A 17,417-nucleotide genomic window follows, 5' to 3' on the forward strand; every position below is an offset into this window, starting at 1 on the left:
CCGCTACGAGCGCAAGCCCGAGCACTTCCTCGCCTTCACGGCCATCGCCACCAGTCTCATCAACTACCGGCGACTCACCAAGTGAAACGAGGTCTAAGGAATCCTGCTGCTGCCGAGGTGGCGTCTGTGCCCTTGGCGTGCCCGTTAGGCCGGGAGCTGGCGGGGAGCCACGGTGGTTGACGGGCAACGCACGCGAGGGCGGCCCCCGACCGATCTGCCTGGTCAGGGGCCGTTCACCTGCGGTGGGTGTGGGGTTTGAACCCACGGTGACATCGCTGCCACGACGGTTTTCAAGATCGTTCAGCTGTGCGTTCCCGTGCAGCGTCAAACTCGTCGTAAATGGTTCGACAGTCGCGCGCGACCTGCATGTACAACTCGTCAGAGACGGGAGCAACATCCGGCAGGTGCGGAGGGGTCCGATCCTTGCTCAAATGCATGACGTGCCTGCTCGCAAGGGTCCAAGCATCGAGCAAGCGCTTCTTTGCCTCAAGGTCGACGCTGGACCACCCTGAGACAAAGTCACCCGACCGCCAGTCGCGAGAGTCGGTTCCCTTGACCAGGAACTCCGCCAGCAAGCGCACATTCACCCAAAATGACTCGATACACGCCGCTCGCACAGCGCCAGAAAGTTCCGACTCATCCGGCAAGAGAGGCGCGAGACGTTCAACCTGGTCGACCGCAAAGCCCACAAAACCCAAGGCACGCACATCATTGGGTAGTTGCTGATCCCACCATGCGGACGACGGTTGAGTAGCCATAGGAGCAGAGTAGCGCCGAGCCGGAGCGAAACCGCGGCAAACGGGGGACCTGCTCGCGCTTGATCCCGCGTCTAGCGAGACTCAACTCCGCCCCCACGTGCCCTCGACCTACTTCGTGAGAGCTTCGGCTTCCATGTGCTTCTCATGGAGCTTCAGCGCGTCCATGAAGTCTGGGCTGTACCGCAGCCGGCTAGCCTCAAGCCTGGTGCGGAACCCCTTCGTCGCACGCAAGCTCAACGGGTGCGCCTGGGCAACATCCACAACATCCAGCAGGTGACGGTAAGGCTGATGAGTGGGCCACATCGAGACGTTGGACGCCCATCGCTTCCCGTGGTAACCCCATGCAGCAAGCGGCCAACGGGCGGCCCCTGCGCAGTCAATGTCGCCAGACCGGTCATAAGTCTGCGGGGCGACCAACTGCTCCGCCAGCCACTTGGAAACACCAACGGTAACGGCATTACCTACGAGCTTCCATCGATGCCCCACGCGACCATTCACAGAATCCGTCCACCCCCTCTCAAAGCCTTGCAGAGCTTCACCATCGCTGATATGAGGTGTGACGATTGCCCTGCCAGCATCTTGGTTCGGGATCCAAATTGCGGGCGCGGATGAGATACCCATAGAAGAGCCACCCTTCAGGGTGGGAATGGCATCTTCAGCCCAACCGATACCAGTATTTCCCTCGGTCCAGTAGAAGCCGAACGCATCTGCCGAGTTTCTCGCCGATTCGGGCTCACCCGCATCCAAGGAAAGCAGCGCGTCCGCAGGGTCATCGTCCTTCGAAGCCACCATCAGGACTCTCTGCCGCCGCTGAGGAACACCGGCGAAGCGTGAATCAACTACTCGATAGGCCCACCGGTACCCCAGACGCTCTAGCTCCGAAACGAGATAGGCCATCGCCTTTCCCTTGTCCAGAGCCAGCATGTTGCGCACGTTCTCGATTACCACCCAGCGCGGACTACTGTCCGAAAGGAGGTCGAAAAGATGCTTGATCAGGCTTGAGTTCTCGCCCTCAATACCCGCCTGCCTGCCGGCCTGCGAGAGGTCGGTGCAAGGGAACCCCGCTGTGACCACATCCACATCCGGCAACCCCGTCAGCGTCCGGACGTCGTCGTGCATCGACACACCGGGGAAGTTCTCCCGCAGTACCGTCTGCGCCGGATCCCAAAACTCGCAGAGCAGCTCGGTCCTAGCCCCTAGGGCACGGAAGCCCAGCTCAAGCCCCCCGATGCCAGCGAACAGGCCGGCCACACGGAGGTTGCTGTCAGAGGGGGGCGTCGCGTCGAACATGCCCACATCCTGCCAGATCTGGCGTGAGATCTCGAGCCCGTGACACTACGTGGAGACCGCCGCCTACATATCGGCCCACTCCATAGGCGGATTGTTACGCGCGTCGTACGCGTCAAGCACAGACGCAAGAAACCCGTCCATGGAAAGGAACTCACCCTCCACAGGCCTGCGGGTGGCGGGGGGACGTGGCCTGTCGACATCGTAAAAGTCGAGCCTTCCCCTTTCCTCCCCCTCGAATTCATACAGACCAATGAAGAACTTCTCGAAGAGGTCCAGCGGCCCATCTGGCCGTGAACGGCCGGATCGATTCCTGAAGGTTCTCACCGCGGCACCGAACGACGACGGCTCTCGACCACCACTGAAGTCGTCGCAGGAATCGTAAGGAAGCAAGAGCAGTCCGATCATGACCGCATAAGGCTGCCTCTGATGGTAGTCCATGGCTTCAGCCCGAAGCTCAGCATCGTTGCGACTGTAGTTCTTCGTGTACCTACTACTCTTTCCATCTGCGGCCTGAATGTGCTTGAGGGACACACCCAGACCAAGGCCGAGCTGGGAAGTGGAGTAATTCACATCGAGCTTTTTGAATCCCTTGGCGGTACGAGCTCTCGACTCCTGACCTTTCCCGTCAGGGGAGGGGAGGATACCCTCGAAGTCTTTTCGAAGCTGGTTTGCAATGAACGTGGCCATATCGTTCGCGAAGCGAGTCGCGTAAGCGATCCGCTCTCCCTGCTTCGCCCCTGCAACAGGCCTAGGGTTTGCGTTCAGAACATCAAGGAACGTCTTGAGGTTCTTACTCGGTCCGTGCATCGTCTACCCACCCCTGCGCAGCACTACGAGCCCCAACCGGGAGAGTGTCGCACAACTGATCAACTTGGCAGGGGCAGTCATGGTGGACAGGGCTTCCCGCGCTGGAGCTCGGCCCCCATTGCGAGAACCACCACCTCACACGGCCCATACGTGGCCAGCACCCACTCCGGTGCCCCACCTTGAGCTCTTGACCAGCAGAAACCGGAGCCACGCACGCGGCCTCCGGAGCCGTGTGTCAGAGAAGCCCCCGGCAGAGGTGCCGGGGGGCTTCATGGTCGTGCATGCGGGGCCCTGTGCCCCTTTTCGCTTCGAGGCGGGATGGCCTTGTTGGGGCGGGTTGGATCCCGTCTATGGGAGGCGCCGGCCGCGGCTCTCTGCAACGCGTAGCACCTGGCCCAAGGCTTCCGTGAGGTCTGCGGACGCCGCACGGAGGTCCACCGGGTCGGACTCCGGAAGGCTCAGCAACTCGATGGCGTGGTCCAGTACCTCGGCGGCCTGGTCCAGGTAGGTCGTCTCGAGGGTGTCGGCCAGGCGAGACAGGCGACTGCTGTCGTCGTCGGTGCTGAGGAAGCACGGTTTGCCGTCGGGGCCGGACCACGGGAGGAGCCGCAGTTCGTTGTGGGAGGTCATCTGTCCGTCTCCTCCTTGAGGGGCGGATGGGTGGTGAATACCGCGTCTGCGGCGTCACTGGGGAGGGTCAGGAGAGCGGCTTCGAGTACGCGGCCGGTGGAGTTGAGGGCGATGCGCGTGATGGTGAGGACTGTCCGGGTGGGGCTGATGCGGAGGGCGGTTGCCTCTTCCGGGGTGGGGAGGCGGGCGGTGACCGTCTCCTGGGTTTTCGTACGGTCCGCGTCTCGACCTCCGGGCCAGGAGGACGAGGCGAGTTGTGCGACTGGGGCGAGGTTGCGGGGGATGTAGATGCGCGCCACGCTTCGGGGAGTCTCGCCCTCGTAGGTGATGCAGTGGAACTCCGTCAGGGGAGTGTTGGACGGGACCTTCAAGAGGGTTCTGATGTGGCCGCGGGCCCGAATGGTGGTGGTGCGGATGGTGGTCTGGAGGTCGGGGGCGAACGGTAAGCCGACGCCACCCTTGTAGGTGATGCGGCGGAGCGGAGCGCGGACGAAGTTGCCCTTGCCGTGAGCCTTCTCGATGAGACCTTCGGCCTGGAGGAGAGCGAGGGCCTGGCGGATGGTCGGAGTGCTGACCTTGTAGTGGGTGGCCAGCTTGGGCTCCGAGGGGAGGCGGCCTCCGGGCTTGAGGTGGCCGGTGGTGATCTGGGTGCGGAGGTCTTCGGCGATGGTGTCGCGGAGGGTCGGCACGGTCGGGGTCACCACCTGTTCTGGACTCGGAGGGCGACCAGGCGGGTGCGGGGGTGCATGGTCAGTTGCTCGCCCGTTTCGAAGAGGAGGCGCTTGGAGCCGAGGGGGAGTTGGCGGAGGTCGGCTACCCGACAGGGCTGGCCGCCGATCTGGATGACGTCACCTCGCTGGACGTTGATCGAGGTGATTTCGATGGGGGCGACCACAGCGCCGGTCGGGGGCCAGGGCTTCATGCCGTTGCCTCCGGGTGGGGCGGGGTGGTCGCCGGCGTGTGGCAAGGGCAGGCGCATGCCTCGTAGATCACCGGGATGTCGACCGGGGCAGTTACCGGGGAGGAGTGAGCGCACTCGTGGTGGGTGCCGATCTGACACCGGGACGAGCGGTACGGGGTGGGCTTCGCGTGGGGCATCAGGCCGCCTCCGCCAGCGTGGGGTGGGGGTGCTCGGCAGTGAAGACGTGCCGGCTGGCCAGGGGTGTGCTCGGGTCGATGATGGCCGGCCCCAGTGGGGTGGCGTGGCGTAAAGGCTTGCAGGGATGGGCGGTTCGGGCGTACCGCGGTCTGGCAGGGTGGAGTGCGCGGCGGATACGGTTGCGCATGCTGATCAGCTCCCATCGCTGATGGCCGGGTCCCCGGACGTCGCGTGTCGCGGGGACCGCTTGTTCACGGCGGCCCAGAGGGTTCGGCCGCCCAGGCTGGTAGCGAGGAGACCGAAGCGGTCTGCCTGCGCCAGGACTTCCAGGACCTCCCGCCATGTCTCTGCGGGGAGGGTTTCCGGTAGCTCCGCTTCGATCGACGTGTGTCTGGTGTGGGCCAGCACGCGTGTGGTGAGGCCGAGGGCGGACAACCGGGCGGCGAGGGCCTCCGCGCTTACTTCGGGAGCAGGCACAGGGCAGCCTCCGTTACCGGCGATCACTTTAAGTAAGGCTAGTTAACTAGATTAGAGCTAGTGGACTAGATTTTCCATATGCCTGAGCAGCCGCCATACCTCCGTATCGCCGACGAACTGCGGCGGCGGATCGCGGAGCACGAGTGGAGTCCTGGAGACCGGCTGCCCTCGCGGGCCCAGATCGGCCAGGAGTGCGGGGTGGGCGAGAACGTCGTTCGCCGAGCCCAGGAGCTGTTGATCTCCCAGGGCGTGCTGGAGGGGCGGGCCGGGTCAGGGACCTATGTCGCCGAGCCCCGGCAGCGGGTGCGGATGGTGCGGTCCGCGGCGCGCGAGCAGCCTGACGGGTCGCCGTTCCAAGCGGACATGAAGGCCGTCGGGCGGAACGGCGGCTGGGAGAGCCGGACCGATGCGAAGGTGCCCGCGCCGGCGGAGATCGCTGCGCGGCTCGGGATCGGTGAGGGCGAGCTGTGCGTCCGGACCAAGTACGAGTTCCTCGCCGACGGCCGACCGGTGCAGCTGTCTACGAGCTGGGAACCCTATGACCTCACCGGTGGCACACTCGTCGTCCTGCCAGAGGGCGGGCCGCATGCCGGGGCCGGTGTGGTGAACCGTATGGCGGAGATTGGCGTTACGGTCAGCCACGCTGTAGAGCAGCCCGAGCCGCTACAGGCGACCGCCGAGGAGGCGTCGCTCCTGGGAATCCAGAAGGGCGCCCTCGTCACCCGGATCCGGCGGACCTACTACAGCGACGAGGGGCGGCCTGTGGAGACGGCTGACATCGTCGTTCCTGCCGCCCTGTGCGAGATCGTCTACGAGATCCCTATCAATCGACGGCATGGCTAGGCCACCAGCTCTAGGCGGTGTCTTCAAATGATCTTTCCTGGTGGATCATGGTGGCGTGATACGTCGCCATGAACTGTCGGATGCCGAGTGGGAGTTCGTCCGGCCGTTGCTGCCCGAGTCGTTGCGGGGGGCGGAAGCGGCTGGACGACCGCAGGGTCCTGAACGGGATCGTGTGGAAGTTCCGGACCGGCACGGCCTGGCGGGACGTGCCCGAGCGCTATGGCCCATGGGCCACGCTGCACACGCGTTTCCGCAGGTGGGCGGTGGACGGCACGTTCGACCGGATGCTGCGGGCCGCCCAGGCGAAGGCGGACGCGGCGGGCGACATCGAGTGGCTGGTATCGGTGGACTCCACGGTCGTCCGGGCCCACCAGCACGCGGCCGGGGCCCGAAAAAGGGGCTCCGAGACCCGGCCCTCGGCCGGTCCAGAGGCGGGCTGGCCAGCAAGATCCACCTGGCATGCGACGGCCGGGGACGCCCCCTCGCCTTCGTCGTCACGGTCGGCAACACCAACGACTGCACCCGGTTCACCACCGTCATGGAAGCGATCCGGGTGCCCCGGATCGGACCGGGACGGCCCCGGGTCCGGCCCGATCACGTCCTGGGCGACAAGGGCTACAGCTCCAAAGCGATCCGCACCTGGCTCCGCCGCCGCGGCATCCCGCACACGATCCCCGAACTGGCCGACCAGGCCCGCAACCGGGCCCGGCGAGGCAGCCGCGGAGGCCGCCCTCCGGCCTTCGACCGCGAGACGTACAAGCACCGCAACGCCGTGGAACGGTGCTTCAACCGCCTGAAGCAATGGCGAAGGATCGCCACCCGGTACGACAAGACCGCCGAATCCTACGAAGCAGCCGTCACCCTCGCATCACTCCTGATGTGGGCGTGACATTTGACGACAGAACCTAGGGCGAGTGGCCAGGCCACGCCCCCACATGACCTTATTGATGTCGCTGGGTCGCGCGGAGGGACGCTGAACTACACATCTCCTTAGGCCAGGTCATGCTGGTGGGTATCGATCTGTTCAGTTGCGGTCGGCCACACACTACGGTTGCGCCAAAGGTGTTGTGATCAGTGCGCACTGTGCACAGGAGTGTGGATGCAGCCTCTGTATGCGGTCGATTTTGACGTGTCGTCGACGCGTGGAGCTTCCTTTGATGTGCTTGGGCAACTGCGTGAGCATCTCGCGTCGTGGCTGAACAGCCCTCCTAGCGGCGGGCCCACGGCAGCGGACCTGGTCGTGGCCGGAGAGGCGTTGCTGGCTGCCAAGCCGCCCGGTCGTGAGCAGAGGCAGGTGCGCTGGTGGGTTGAAGCAGGCGACGTTGCTCAGGCGCTTCGGGTACGTTTGTCGCATCCGATCGACAGTGGTGCACGGTTCGTCACGCAGGTGACGCTGGCCAAGGTCTCCGATCAGGTTTCGCTGAGGGTCATGATGGGACAGGAGATCCCAAGTGGTTGGCTAGCTCCGATCCAAGACCCGTCGTTGTACCGGCCGAATGTGTTGGGCAGGGTATGCGGGGACGAAGCACTTAGCCTGCGCACTCTGAGCCAGGTGGTGACCGGTCGGTTCGAGCCGATCCGCCGGAGCGAGCAGGTTTCGGTGCTTGCTGAGTCGCTGGCGGCTCCCACCCGGCTGCCTGCTCTGCTTATTCAGCCGCGGGACGAGTCAGCGTGGCAGCTCGCCAGACGGGCTTCGTCGCAGCTTGCCGGCCTGGCTCAGGTTGTCACCCTCAATTACGCAACTAGTCGGGCTCTTTCGCGGGAACTTCCTGAACTGCAGGTCCCCGATGGCGGGGTACTTCTAGTCTGGCCCGATCTCCGGCTGTCTCATCCGCGCTATTCCCGGTCTGAGATCGGCGTCGAGGGAATGGTCGAGCACTGGATGCGGACCCTGGCGGAGCTGTCTGTGCTTGCGCGTGGCTCCGACCGGGGATGGGACGCGGCGCGGCAGTCGGCGCGCGCGACTGCTGCACGACGGGCGGCAGCCCAAGTCGAGGAGGCGCGGCGTCTTGGTGACGCCGCGGCGGAGCGGGCGGCACTGGAGCAGCGCGTACGTGAGCTGGAAGAATGCGTCAGCGAGTGGGAAGGGCTGGCCATATCGGAGGCAGCCCGAGCGGATGAGCACGTGTCCAAGGCTGCTGACGCGACCAAATTCGAAGAGGAAGCGACACGGTGGCGCAAGCTCTATGAGCAGGAACGCGTCTCCAGCGGTGCCTCTTCAGCACCGGTGGACCCCTGGGCGACTATCCCTGACTTGCAGAAGGGGCTATCGGCTCCCACATACCGAGCGCTGGAGGCCGCGTCGGAGGGTCGGGTTGTGTTCACCCCCAATGCCGAGCGGAGCTGGAAGTCAGATCAGTACCGCTTCCATGAAGAAATGACTGAGCAGTTGGTCTTGCTTGCCAAGGCGGCAGCAGACCTCTATGAGCAACCGCAGCCGTCTATGCCGCGCCTTGACGAATGGTTCTCCACCCAGCACGGGCTAAAAGTGGCAACGAGCGATCTGACCATTAAGAAGGATCCGAAGATGCGATGGGCCTCCTACGGGGGTAAACAGCATGACACCCTGCCCCATGTGAAGGTGCGAGACGGGGTTGCGCATAGTGACTGCGGACGTATTCACTTCGCCCTGGACCCCGACAACCGTCGCTTCATCGTTGACCATGTAGGCGTCAAGAAGTACTGACTGGCCTGCATGGCTACTCATGCGGCGCATCTGACATCCACGATCGACATCACACGGTTGGGTACGGGCAGCGTTACGCGGTCACTAGCGCCATGACAGTACCTGGCAGTAGACCTCGTGCAGTCGAGCCGATCGAGCTTAGAAGGCAGGTCTCGGCGCCGGGGCCCGTGCCAGATCCGTGCCAGATCGGGCAGTCATCCACGGTCAGTTGGGGTCTGCGGCGGTGCAGGTAAGTGTGTGGCGCCCAGCGCCGTTGCACGCCCGTTGACCAGCCAAGACCGCTGTGTGATCGGCGCCAGGCTTACAAAGCAGATGTCGGCGGTTCGAAACCGTCCGCGCCCACCAGCACGAAGGCCCCGGACCGATCATGGTCCGGGGCCTTCGGCGTCTATTTCTGACATCAACGTCCATGGTCACTGCGGTTGGGGCTCCAGGGCCAGGACTCCGTCGAGGGGGAGCGGTGGAGGACGTCTTCGACACGACCGGGAGGCCGCCGAAGGGCTGGATGCACGCCGTCTTCCACGGGGGCCCGTACGGGGAGGACGTGGGCCGCTGCGTCCCCGGCCCTCCCGCGCCGGCCACGCTGTCGGTCCCGCTGCCCGAGGGCGGTGTACACGTGTACCGCCTGTGGACGGTCGGGTCGTGGTCCGACCCGGACGACCCGATAGCCGTGTACAACCCCGACGGCCCTTCGGTGCCGCCGTCTCTCCTGACCGCCCAGGAGAGGCAGTGGACCCAGGAGGGGCGGCGGAGGCGGGGCCTCGGGCCCGTCAGGCTCGTCGCGCTGACCGGCGACGGACAGATGACGTACGACCCTGATGCCGCTGCCGTCGAGGCGATGCTGGCCGGGCTGGGGGAGCGGCAGTACGTGGTTCTCCAGCGGCTGGCCGACCACGATGAAGGTGACTGCTACTTCCAGGTACTGCTTGCCGAGGACGCCATCTACGAGGTGGAACACCGAGCGGGTGCGACCGGTGAGCGTCAGCGGATGCGATCGGCTTCCCGGACGGAGGTCCGTGGAACCCTCCTCCGCTGGGTAGCCGATCAGTCGAGCCGGTGCACGGAACTCGAAGGTCCTGCGGCCGGGGGCGGCTTCTGAGCAGCCGGCGCATGTGGCTCACGGCCTCGGACTGCGTGTCCTGGACACTACTTGACGGGGGTGGGTGGGGTGGGTGTACTCGCGGGATGGTTGATGTGGGGGATGCTCCTGATGTGGGGGCCGTCGGTGGGGATATGACGGCTCAGAAGTACGTGGAGACGCGGCTGGCGCAGTATCAGGAGTGGTACGACGTCAAGGCCGCGCGGATGAAGGCGATGCATCTGCGCATGCGGACGGTGTCCGTGGTGGGTGGGGCGCTGGTGCCGGTGTTCGTGAATCTGGATGCCGGGTTCGCGCGGGTGACCGCGACCGTGCTGAGTGTGGTCGTGGTGGCCGCGGTGTCGTTGGAGAGCGTGTACCGGTATCGGGAGCAGTGGAAGAACTACCGGTCCACCGAGCAGCTCCTCGGGCACGAGCGGGTCTACTTCGAGACGCGGGTCGGGCCCTATCGGGAGCTGTCGAAGCGGGAGGCGTTCGCGTTGCTCGTGGCACGGGTGGAGAAGGCCATCGCCAATGAGAACGCCGCCACGTTGAACGTGATGACCTTGGGGGGTCAGGTCGGGGCGGATCTGGAGGGGAAGGGCACCGGTGCGGTGCCTGCCGCTCGGGAGGGGCAGGGGTAGGGGTAGGGGTAGGAGCGGGGCTCAGGCGTCGAAGTCGTATTCCAGGATGTAGGACGAGGCGTCCAGGGTCATCTCGTTGAGTTCGACCGGGCGGCCCGGCTCCGTGAAGGCCGTGCGGCCGATGAGGACCACCGGGGTGCCCGGGGTGAGGGTCAGGCGGGTGGTCTCGTCCGCCGTCGGCATGCGGCAGCGGATCTCCTCGCGGAAGTGGACCGGGCGGTGGCCCAGCTCGGCCAGGCGGGCGTAGGTGCCGCCGGGGCCCGTGTCGGGGCGGGTGACGGCCGTGTCGCGGACCAGGTCGGCGGAGAGGTACGAGACCGAGAGCAGCACCGGCTTGTCGTCGAGGACGAAGCGGCGGCTGCGGACGCAGACGGGGGCCTCCGGCGGCAGGCCGAGCGCGGCGGCGACCCGGGGGCCCGCCTCCTCCTCCGCCACCGTGATCTGGTCCACGACCAGGTCTCGGTTCTCCACCTCCGCCGCCCACACCGAACGCCCGCCCGCCCAGCCGTCCGCCGCCAGGCGCGGGATGCCCCTGCGGCGCAGCGGGCGGAAGGAGCGGACGAAGACGCCGGCCCCCTTCCGGGCCTCCGTGAGGCCCTCGCCGCGGAGGACCGAGAGGGCCTGGCGTGCGGTCATCCGGGCCACCTCGTAGGTGGACATGAGGTCGTTCTCGCCGGGGAGCCGGTCGCCCGGCGCGAAGTCGCCGGACTGGATCGCTGTTCTCAACTCATCTGCGATGCGCTGGTACTTGGGGCGACGAGTGCTGTCCTGGTCGGTCACGAGTGGACCACTCCCTTCGTCTGCGGGACACCCTAAGGGGCGCCCCGCGGCCAAGGTGCACACGTGTGCGCCGTCCTGCCCTCGTGATCCATCCATCGGGGGACATCTCTAGAGATACGTTGACAGGGCGGGGTCTCCGCGTTTCCCTGGGTGTCCCCACTGAGCAGTCGGGACCGGGACGGAGGGGTGGCGTGCAACCTGTACCCGAGGTCGGCGACCTCGTCCGCGACACCGCCACGGGGCGGGTCGGGTTCTTCGTGCGGAGCGATTCCGGGCGATTCCTCATCCGGGCCGTCCACGGCGGCCCCGAGGCCGAGTGGGAGGCCGAGCCCCGGGACGTCCAGCTCGCCACCCCCCTGCGCGAGCTCCGCGCCCGCGCCGCCGAGCTCAACGCGCGCAGCCGGCGCGGGCTGAACTGACTCCGTCGGATGCGTCGGATGCGCTGGACGGGCCGGATGGGTCCTATGCGCCGGATGGGACCGGGCGCGCGGGGCTCTGTCGTACCCGGTCGGGGCTGGTCGTGACCGGCCGTGCCTGGTCGTGGCTGGCCGGATTTCGCCGGTCGGTCCTGCGCCGTGCCCCGTGGGCCGTCTCGGCGCGCCGCCCGCTGTCAGTGGGGCGGGTCACACTGGAGGCATGTGCCGCAGCATCAAGACGCTCCGTCCGCCCGTCCTGCCCCACGAGGCCACCCAGGACGACATCCGCGCCGCCGCGCTCCAGTACGTCCGCAAGGTCTCCGGCTTCCGTGCCCCCGCCGCGCACAACCAGGAGGTCTTCGACCGGGCCGTCGACGAGATCGCCGACGCCACCGCCAGGCTCCTCGCCACCCTGGAGGTGAGAGGAGGGCACCACCACGCCGTCAGGACGCCGGAGCCGGAGCCGCGCCCGGGCGCCGTATGAGATAGCCGGCCAGCCCGCCGGCGAGCAGCAGCGCCAGGGTCGACACCCCCGCGCTGAACCAGGTCGCGCCCAGCCACTGGCCGCCCAGCCAGCCGAGACCCACGCTGTACGAGGCCCAGATCACCGCCGCCAGGGCCGACCAGGGCAGGAACTCCTCCGGGCGCCGTCGCGCCGCGCCCGCGCCGAGGGAGACCACCGAGCGGCCCGCGGGGGCGAAGCGGGCCAGGACCACGATCAGGCCGCCTCCCCTGGCCAGGGCGGTGCCGAGACGTTCCCGCGCCACGGTCAGGCGGCGGGAGCGGGCTATCGCCCGGTCCATGCGCTGTCCGCCGCGCAGCGCGAGCCGGTACGCGAGGAAGTCGCCGAGCGCCGAGGCCCCCGCCGCGGTGAGCAGCAGCGGCAGCAGGGAGGGGACGTCCGCGGGCGCGGTCGCCGAGCCGAGGGCGGCGGAGGCGGCCGTGGCGGCGGAGATCACGAGGAAGCCGCTCGGCAGCACGGGAAGGAAGACGTCGAGCAGGATCGACGTCGCCACCACCGGATAGATCCACGGGCCCGCGGTCAGCGACCTCAGCGAGCCCATGCTGTCGAGCAGATTCACAGGGCCAGAGCCTACGCGCCGCCGCCCGGGCCCCCGCCGGGTGGGTACCGGCGGGGGCCCGGGCGGGCCGGGGGAGCGATGGGACGCGTCGCGTGGTCGAGCCGTGGCGCGTGCCGCGTGGTCGTGACGCGGCGCGTGCCGAGTGGTCGAGCGGGGGGGCGTCGAGCGGTCGAGCCGTGGGGTGGGCTCAGGGGGAGGGGCGGTGTGGCCCTCAGGCCGCGACCGGGGTGCTCTGCTTCTCCGAGCCCCGCTCGGACTCCTCCGCGCGGGAGCCCTTCCCGCCGAAGAGGCCGTCGAGCGCCAGGGCGCCCGGGCCGGTGAAGATCAGCAGGGCGAAGGCCCAGCAGAAGAGCGCGGCGGTCTCGCCGTGGTTCTGGAGCGGGAAGAGGGCCTCGGGCTGGTGGGCCCAGAAGTACGCGTACGCCATCGAGCCCGAGGAGACGAGGGCCGCGCCGCGCGTGCCGAGGCCGACGAGGACCAGGCCGCCGCCGACGAGCTGGATCACCGCCGCGTACCAGCCGGGCCAGGTGCCGGCCGGGACGGTGCCGCCGCCCATCGCGCCGCCGAGGACGCCGAAGAGCGAGGCGGCGCCGTGGCACGCGAAGAGCAGGCCGATGACGATCCGGAAGAGACCGAGCGCGTAGGGCTGCGCCTGGTCGAGGCGGTGCGTGAGGGTGCTCATGGTGGGGGAACTCCTTCGGCCTGGCCGCCCCGGAGAGGGGGCGGACGTGGGGGACGGAAACCGAACGGCCGCCAGGTTAGGCACCCCTCATTAGTACTTGCAAGTTCAAACATCTCGACTGAGGGGCCGTGGGGGGCGCGCCTGCGGTAAGAGTTCCGCAGGTCTGGACCACAGGCGCGCCGAATTCACGCCGTTTTCCCGCCGGGGCTTCCGCCGCGGCTCACGGTGTGTCAGGAGGGGCGTGGTCAGCAGCCGTTGAGGACGGTCTGGAGGGCGCTCTTCTCCGCCGAGTCGACGCTGAGGTTGTAGTGGTACTTCACGTGGACCCAGGCGCGGGCGTAGGTGCAGCGGTACGCGGTGCGCGGCGGCAGCCACTCCGCCGGGTCCAGGTCGCTCTTGGCCTGGTTGACGTTGTCGGTCACGGCTATGAGCTGCGGCCGGGTGAGGTCGTTGGCGAAGCCCTGGCGCTGGGCGGTGGTCCAGGAGTTGGCGCCCGAGCGCCAGGCCTCGGCGAGTGCGACGACGTGGTCGATGTCGAGGTCGGACGCGGCGGTCCAGGTGGCGCCGTCGTACTCCGAGTACCAACTGCCGCTGACCGAGGCGCAGGAGGAGTCGGTGACGACGTTCGAGCCGTCGCGCTTGAGGACGGTCTCGCGGGTGTTGCAGGCGCCGGACTGGGTGATCCAGTGCGGGAAGAGGTCGCGGCTGTAGCCGGTGAGGGAACCTTCCGCCTTGACCGTGAGGGAGGCCAGGTAGGTGCGGGCGGTGGCGGCGCTGACCGGGGTCGGCATCGCGGCCTGGGCGGAGGGCGCGGTGGTGACGAGGCCGGTGAGGGCGAGGGCGGCGGAGGAGGCGAGCACGGCGGCTCGACGCGCGTAGACCTTGCCGATGGGCATGGGGGACTCCCTTGATTCGGTGGGACCTCGGCGGCTCGCCCGGTCCCGTGCGGTACCGGGCGACGGCCCGGTCATCGTGGCGGCGCGAGGTTTCGTCGGGGGGTGCGCCAGGTAACAGGGTGGCGACATGAACACGTCACATCAAGGGGTGTGACGTGTGCTGACGGAGTGCCAGATTCCGCCGGTGGGAGGGGCGGAGGGGAATCGTCCGTGGCGACGCCCGGCGCACGACCACCGGGTGTGGCGCCGTGCGCGACGCCTGCGCGTTCCGCCGCGCTCGGTCGCGGCGAGCCCGCTGTGCGTTCTGCGGCGCTCGGTCGCGGCGAGCTCCGCTGTGCGTTCTGCGGCGCCTTCCGCCCCCGCACGGCCGCCGCCCACCCCGCCGCGCAGGGTCACCGCAGGACCCGCTGGTGCGGCCACCCGGCCCCGCTGCGGGAGCGCCGCCCGCCGCGCCGTGTGCGGCCCCCCCGGGCCCCGCCGCGCGCGAGCGCCGCCCGCCTCGGTGTGCAGCGGTGGTGTGAGGTCGGTGGCGCCCGTGAGGCGGGCGGGTGGACCCGGCGGGCGGGTCGGGTGGGCCCCGGCGCCTGGGGCGGGGGTCCCAGGGGCGGCCGGTGGGCCCAGGGGGTGGGCAGGGGGACGGCTCCCGGGTCGGAGGCCCGCGAGGTGGGGGGACTTGCGAGGGGGTGGAGCCCGCGAGGCGGGCGGGCTCGGGCGTCCCGAGAGGTTGGGTGGGGCCGGCGGGCGGGCGCCGGGTGGACCCGGCTCCCGGGTCGGGGACCCGGGAGGTGGGTGGAAGCCGCGAGCTCAGTGGTGCCCGGGAGGTGGGTGGAGCCCGTGGCGTGGGCGGGCTCGGGGCCCGGGAGGTGGGCCGGGTGGGCCCGACGTGCAGGTCGGGGGCCCGCGGAGGTGTGCCGGGCAGACGGGCTGGGTGGGCGCCCGGTGCGCGAGTGGGGACCCGGGTGATGGGTGGTGCCCGCGAGTTCGGGGGTGCCCGGGAGGTGGGTGGCCTCGGGGGCCCGGGAAGTGGGCCGGGTGGGCCCGGTGCGCGGGTCGGGGGGCCGGGGCGGGCGGAAGTCGCGAGTTCGGTGGAGCCCGGGAGGTGGGCGGAACCCGCGAGTTCGCTGGGGCCCGCGAGTTCGGTGGATCCCGTGAGTTCGGTGGATCCCGTGAGTTCGGTGGATCCCGTGAGTTCGGTGGAGCCCCGGGGGTGCGTGGAGCTGCGTGGGGCTCCGTGGTGTGGGTGAGCTCGGGGGCGCCTGGGGGTTACTCCGGTACGACTCCGAGGGTCATCGTCCCGTCCCCGTTCGCGTCCAGCCGCAGGCGGGTCAGGTCCGGGACGTGCAGGTCCGGTGCGAAGGCCGCCGCGCGCGGGCCCACGCCCACGACGCGCATCCCGGCCGCCTTCGCCGCCTGGATGCCGGCCTCGGAGTCCTCGAAGGCCACGCACTCCGCCGGGGCCGTACCGAGCTCGGCGGCGCCCTTGAGGAAGCCCTCCGGGTCCGGCTTGCTCGCGCCGACCTGCTCGGCGGTCACCCGGGTCGTGGGCATCCGCAGGCCCGCCGCGCCCATCCGGGCCTGGGCGAGGGCCTCGTCCGCCGAGGTCACCAGGGCGTGCGGGAAGTCCGTGATCGCGTCCATGAAGGAGGGGGCGCCGGCCACCGGCACGACGCCGTCGACGTCGGCGGTCTCCTCGGCGAGCATCACGGCGTTGTCCGCGTGGTTCTCGGCCATCGGGCGGCCGGGGAGGAGGATCGCCATCGTGGCGTAGCCCTGGCGGCCGTGCACCACCTTCAGCACCGCGTCGGCGTCGAGCCCCTGCCGGTCCGCCCAGCGGCGCCAGCAGCGCTCCACGACGGCGTCCGAGTTGACCAGGGTGCCGTCCATGTCGAGCAGGAGGGCGCGGGCGGTGAGCGTTGCCGGGGTGGCGGCCATGGGGGTCTCCAGGGGGGTGGTGCGGAGAACGAAGTGGTCCCGCCCGCCGGTCAGGGAGTACGGGCGGGGCCACTTTGTTTTTTCACGATACAAAACCGTGGGCCGTCTTGGCCACCCGGGTCGGCACCCCCGGCCGTCCAGGCCACCCCCCGGCCCCTACTGGTAGTACTGCTCCGTGTCCCGCTCCAGCTCGCGGCGGGTGTGCGGACCGTAGACGCCCTCCGGGTCCTTCAGGCGCCAGAACCGGTCCTGGTACTCCTCGAGGGCCGTGCGCAGGCCCTCGTCGAAGACCCCGTCGGCGTCCTCCAGGTACACCCACAGGATCCGCAGCCGCGTCTGGAGCTCCTGCACCTCGGGGCCCGTGTCGCCGAGGCTCAGCGTCGCCCCCTCGGGCGCGTCCGTGTGCGTGGGGGTGGGCGAGGCGGTCGTCGGGGCCGCGGAGGTCGCGGGAGCCGTCGTCGGCTGCAGGGAGGGGGCCGCGGCGCCGCCCGTCGCGGACGGCGAGCCGGTCGCCGTCGGGGCCGTCGTCCGCGAGGCGGAGGCGGAGGCGGACGGGGACGCCGAGGCCGTCGGGGAGGACGAGCTGGGCGAGGGCGTCCGCGAGGGCGTGCGGCTCGGCGTGGGGCTGCCGGAGGTCGGGGACGGCTCCTCCGAGACGGCGAGGTTCAGGGACGCGCTCGTGGTCACCTCGGGGACGATCGCCCGGTCCTCGGGCTCCTCGCCGCCGAACACCGCCGCGGCCAGCGCGGCCGTGCCGACCACGGCCGCCGCCGCGACGCCCGCGACCAGGGCGCCGCCCCGCCGCCGGCGCGACCGCTCCCGCCGCGCCCCGGCCGCCGGGCCGGCCGTCCAGGAGTCGTCGGCGCCCCCCGCGCCGCCGACCCCGCCGAGCAGCAGCGGCATGGTCTCGTCGGCCCCGCCCTCGGAGCCGTACGGGGGGAGCGGGGAGTGGCCGTCGTCGTACGGCCCGTATCCCCCGGGGCCGTCGGGGCCTCCGTACCCTCCGGCGGTCCCGGACCCCATCCGTACCGCCGTGAGCTGCGTCGTCGGCGGGTCGGCCGCCTCGTCGTCGGGCGCGTCCAGCGTCACGTACGGCCTGATCCGGAGCGGGTCGAAGTCCTCGGCCGCCGCCGCCTCCGCCGTACGGGCGCAGGCGCAGCCCGGTCTCCGATCACCGCAATCAGGACATGCGTGTCCGGTCATGATGTGTCCCCTCCCCAACGCAACTGGCAGTGATTATGCAGGCGGCCTCCTGCCTCCGGGTGAACACGTGTGCCCCCCGCAGGGCATATGAGGACATTCGGTTCAGGGGGGTGG

The 17,417-nt window shown here is 69.2% G+C and carries 18 protein-coding genes and 2 pseudogenes; 7 read left to right on the plus strand and 13 right to left on the minus strand.

The window, feature by feature from the left end:
- Nucleotides 1-290: 290 nt before the first annotated feature.
- The 7 genes and pseudogenes from AB0E19_RS29990 to AB0E19_RS30020 all read right to left on the minus strand — a co-directional run.
- Nucleotides 291-758, minus strand: coding sequence for a hypothetical protein (locus AB0E19_RS29990; protein ID WP_362185331.1), 468 nt, complete (start codon nt 756-758; stop codon nt 291-293).
- 108 nt (nt 759-866) lie between these two features.
- Nucleotides 867-2,048 (minus strand): DNA cytosine methyltransferase, encoded by a 1,182-nt coding sequence (locus tag AB0E19_RS29995; RefSeq protein ID WP_362185332.1) that lies wholly within the window; start codon nt 2,046-2,048, stop codon nt 867-869.
- Between the two features lie 63 nt (nt 2,049-2,111).
- The gene (locus AB0E19_RS30000) at nt 2,112-2,855 is read right to left on the minus strand and encodes a hypothetical protein (RefSeq protein ID WP_362185333.1); all 744 of its coding nucleotides are present in this window, start codon (nt 2,853-2,855) and stop codon (nt 2,112-2,114) included.
- A 348-nt stretch (nt 2,856-3,203) separates the two neighbouring features.
- Complete coding sequence (locus AB0E19_RS30005; RefSeq protein ID WP_362185334.1) at nt 3,204-3,485, minus strand: hypothetical protein; 282 nt, start codon at nt 3,483-3,485, stop codon at nt 3,204-3,206.
- Entirely contained in the window at nt 3,482-4,186 is a 705-nt protein-coding gene (locus AB0E19_RS30010; RefSeq protein WP_362185335.1) for a GntR family transcriptional regulator, read from the minus strand. Before AB0E19_RS30010 ends, AB0E19_RS30005 begins: the two co-directional genes overlap by 4 nt.
- Nucleotides 4,183-4,407 (minus strand): hypothetical protein, encoded by a 225-nt coding sequence (locus tag AB0E19_RS30015; RefSeq protein WP_362185336.1) that lies wholly within the window; start codon nt 4,405-4,407, stop codon nt 4,183-4,185. The genes AB0E19_RS30010 and AB0E19_RS30015 overlap by 4 nt, the downstream gene beginning before the upstream one ends.
- Nucleotides 4,408-4,786: 379 nt before the next feature.
- Nucleotides 4,787-5,061: pseudogene (locus AB0E19_RS30020) on the minus strand (hypothetical protein); the annotation flags it as partial.
- A 78-nt stretch (nt 5,062-5,139) separates the two neighbouring features.
- On the opposite strand from AB0E19_RS30020, the gene AB0E19_RS30025 reads away from it, so the two are divergent.
- The 5 genes and pseudogenes from AB0E19_RS30025 (at nt 5,140) to AB0E19_RS30045 (ending at nt 10,312) form a co-directional block, all read left to right on the plus strand.
- Complete coding sequence (locus AB0E19_RS30025; RefSeq protein WP_362185337.1) at nt 5,140-5,904, plus strand: GntR family transcriptional regulator; 765 nt, start codon at nt 5,140-5,142, stop codon at nt 5,902-5,904.
- A 58-nt stretch (nt 5,905-5,962) separates the two neighbouring features.
- Nucleotides 5,963-6,793, plus strand: a pseudogene (locus tag AB0E19_RS30030) (IS5 family transposase).
- A 210-nt stretch (nt 6,794-7,003) separates the two neighbouring features.
- Nucleotides 7,004-8,590: a hypothetical protein gene (locus AB0E19_RS30035; protein WP_362185338.1), complete on the plus strand. Its 1,587-nt coding sequence runs from the start codon at nt 7,004-7,006 to the stop codon at nt 8,588-8,590.
- Nucleotides 8,591-9,050: 460 nt separating this feature from the next.
- Entirely contained in the window at nt 9,051-9,689 is a 639-nt protein-coding gene (locus AB0E19_RS30040; RefSeq protein ID WP_362185339.1) for a hypothetical protein, read from the plus strand.
- Between the two features lie 134 nt (nt 9,690-9,823).
- Entirely contained in the window at nt 9,824-10,312 is a 489-nt protein-coding gene (locus AB0E19_RS30045; protein WP_362185340.1) for a DUF4231 domain-containing protein, read from the plus strand.
- Between the two features lie 21 nt (nt 10,313-10,333).
- On the opposite strand, the gene AB0E19_RS30050 is transcribed toward AB0E19_RS30045, so the two are convergent.
- A complete protein-coding gene (locus AB0E19_RS30050) occupies nt 10,334-11,092 on the minus strand; it encodes a GntR family transcriptional regulator (protein WP_362185341.1) in 759 nt (252 codons plus the stop codon).
- Nucleotides 11,093-11,283: 191 nt separating this feature from the next.
- On the opposite strand from AB0E19_RS30050, the gene AB0E19_RS30055 reads away from it, so the two are divergent.
- Both AB0E19_RS30055 and AB0E19_RS30060 read left to right on the plus strand, forming a co-directional pair.
- Complete coding sequence (locus tag AB0E19_RS30055; RefSeq protein ID WP_360606528.1) at nt 11,284-11,511, plus strand: hypothetical protein; 228 nt, start codon at nt 11,284-11,286, stop codon at nt 11,509-11,511.
- A 217-nt stretch (nt 11,512-11,728) separates the two neighbouring features.
- On the plus strand, nt 11,729-11,992 hold the full coding sequence (locus AB0E19_RS30060) for a DUF2277 domain-containing protein (RefSeq protein ID WP_362185342.1): 264 nt from the start codon (nt 11,729-11,731) through the stop codon (nt 11,990-11,992).
- On the opposite strand, the gene AB0E19_RS30065 is transcribed toward AB0E19_RS30060, so the two are convergent.
- The 5 genes from AB0E19_RS30065 to AB0E19_RS30085 all read right to left on the minus strand — a co-directional run bounded on the left by AB0E19_RS30065 (nt 11,952) and on the right by AB0E19_RS30085 (nt 17,303).
- On the minus strand, nt 11,952-12,584 hold the full coding sequence (locus AB0E19_RS30065; protein WP_362185448.1) for a VTT domain-containing protein: 633 nt from the start codon (nt 12,582-12,584) through the stop codon (nt 11,952-11,954). The two genes, AB0E19_RS30060 and AB0E19_RS30065, sit on opposite strands and share 41 nt — an antisense overlap.
- A 217-nt stretch (nt 12,585-12,801) precedes the next feature.
- Nucleotides 12,802-13,272 (minus strand): DoxX family protein, encoded by a 471-nt coding sequence (locus AB0E19_RS30070; RefSeq protein WP_360606532.1) that lies wholly within the window; start codon nt 13,270-13,272, stop codon nt 12,802-12,804.
- A 245-nt stretch (nt 13,273-13,517) separates the two neighbouring features.
- A complete protein-coding gene (locus tag AB0E19_RS30075) occupies nt 13,518-14,162 on the minus strand; it encodes an HNH endonuclease family protein (RefSeq protein ID WP_362185450.1) in 645 nt (214 codons plus the stop codon).
- Nucleotides 14,163-15,431: 1,269 nt separating this feature from the next.
- Complete coding sequence (locus tag AB0E19_RS30080) at nt 15,432-16,100, minus strand: HAD-IA family hydrolase (protein ID WP_362185343.1); 669 nt, start codon at nt 16,098-16,100, stop codon at nt 15,432-15,434.
- Between the two features lie 156 nt (nt 16,101-16,256).
- Nucleotides 16,257-17,303, minus strand: coding sequence for a peptidoglycan-binding domain-containing protein (locus AB0E19_RS30085; protein ID WP_362185344.1), 1,047 nt, complete (start codon nt 17,301-17,303; stop codon nt 16,257-16,259).
- Nucleotides 17,304-17,417 lie beyond the last annotated feature (114 nt).

It is taken from the genome of Streptomyces sp. NPDC047974, assembly GCF_040653375.1.
Classification (GTDB): Bacteria; Actinomycetota; Actinomycetes; order Streptomycetales; family Streptomycetaceae; genus Streptomyces.

Bases quoted from the DNA above. Each gene is read 5' to 3' on its own strand.
- AB0E19_RS29990 (WP_362185331.1), bottom strand. From the start codon at position 758: ATGGCTACTCAACCGTCGTCCGCATGGTGGGATCAGCAACTACCCAAT.
- AB0E19_RS29995 (WP_362185332.1), bottom strand. From the start codon at position 2,048: ATGTTCGACGCGACGCCCCCCTCTGACAGCAACCTCCGTGTGGCCGGC.
- AB0E19_RS30000 (WP_362185333.1), bottom strand. From the start codon at position 2,855: ATGCACGGACCGAGTAAGAACCTCAAGACGTTCCTTGATGTTCTGAAC.
- AB0E19_RS30005 (WP_362185334.1), bottom strand. From the start codon at position 3,485: ATGACCTCCCACAACGAACTGCGGCTCCTCCCGTGGTCCGGCCCCGAC.
- AB0E19_RS30015 (WP_362185336.1), bottom strand. From the start codon at position 4,407: ATGAAGCCCTGGCCCCCGACCGGCGCTGTGGTCGCCCCCATCGAAATC.
- AB0E19_RS30025 (WP_362185337.1), top strand. From the start codon at position 5,140: ATGCCTGAGCAGCCGCCATACCTCCGTATCGCCGACGAACTGCGGCGG.
- AB0E19_RS30035 (WP_362185338.1), top strand. From the start codon at position 7,004: ATGCAGCCTCTGTATGCGGTCGATTTTGACGTGTCGTCGACGCGTGGA.
- AB0E19_RS30045 (WP_362185340.1), top strand. From the start codon at position 9,824: ATGACGGCTCAGAAGTACGTGGAGACGCGGCTGGCGCAGTATCAGGAG.
- AB0E19_RS30060 (WP_362185342.1), top strand. From the start codon at position 11,729: ATGTGCCGCAGCATCAAGACGCTCCGTCCGCCCGTCCTGCCCCACGAG.
- AB0E19_RS30070 (WP_360606532.1), bottom strand. From the start codon at position 13,272: ATGAGCACCCTCACGCACCGCCTCGACCAGGCGCAGCCCTACGCGCTC.
- AB0E19_RS30080 (WP_362185343.1), bottom strand. From the start codon at position 16,100: ATGGCCGCCACCCCGGCAACGCTCACCGCCCGCGCCCTCCTGCTCGAC.
- AB0E19_RS30085 (WP_362185344.1), bottom strand. From the start codon at position 17,303: ATGACCGGACACGCATGTCCTGATTGCGGTGATCGGAGACCGGGCTGC.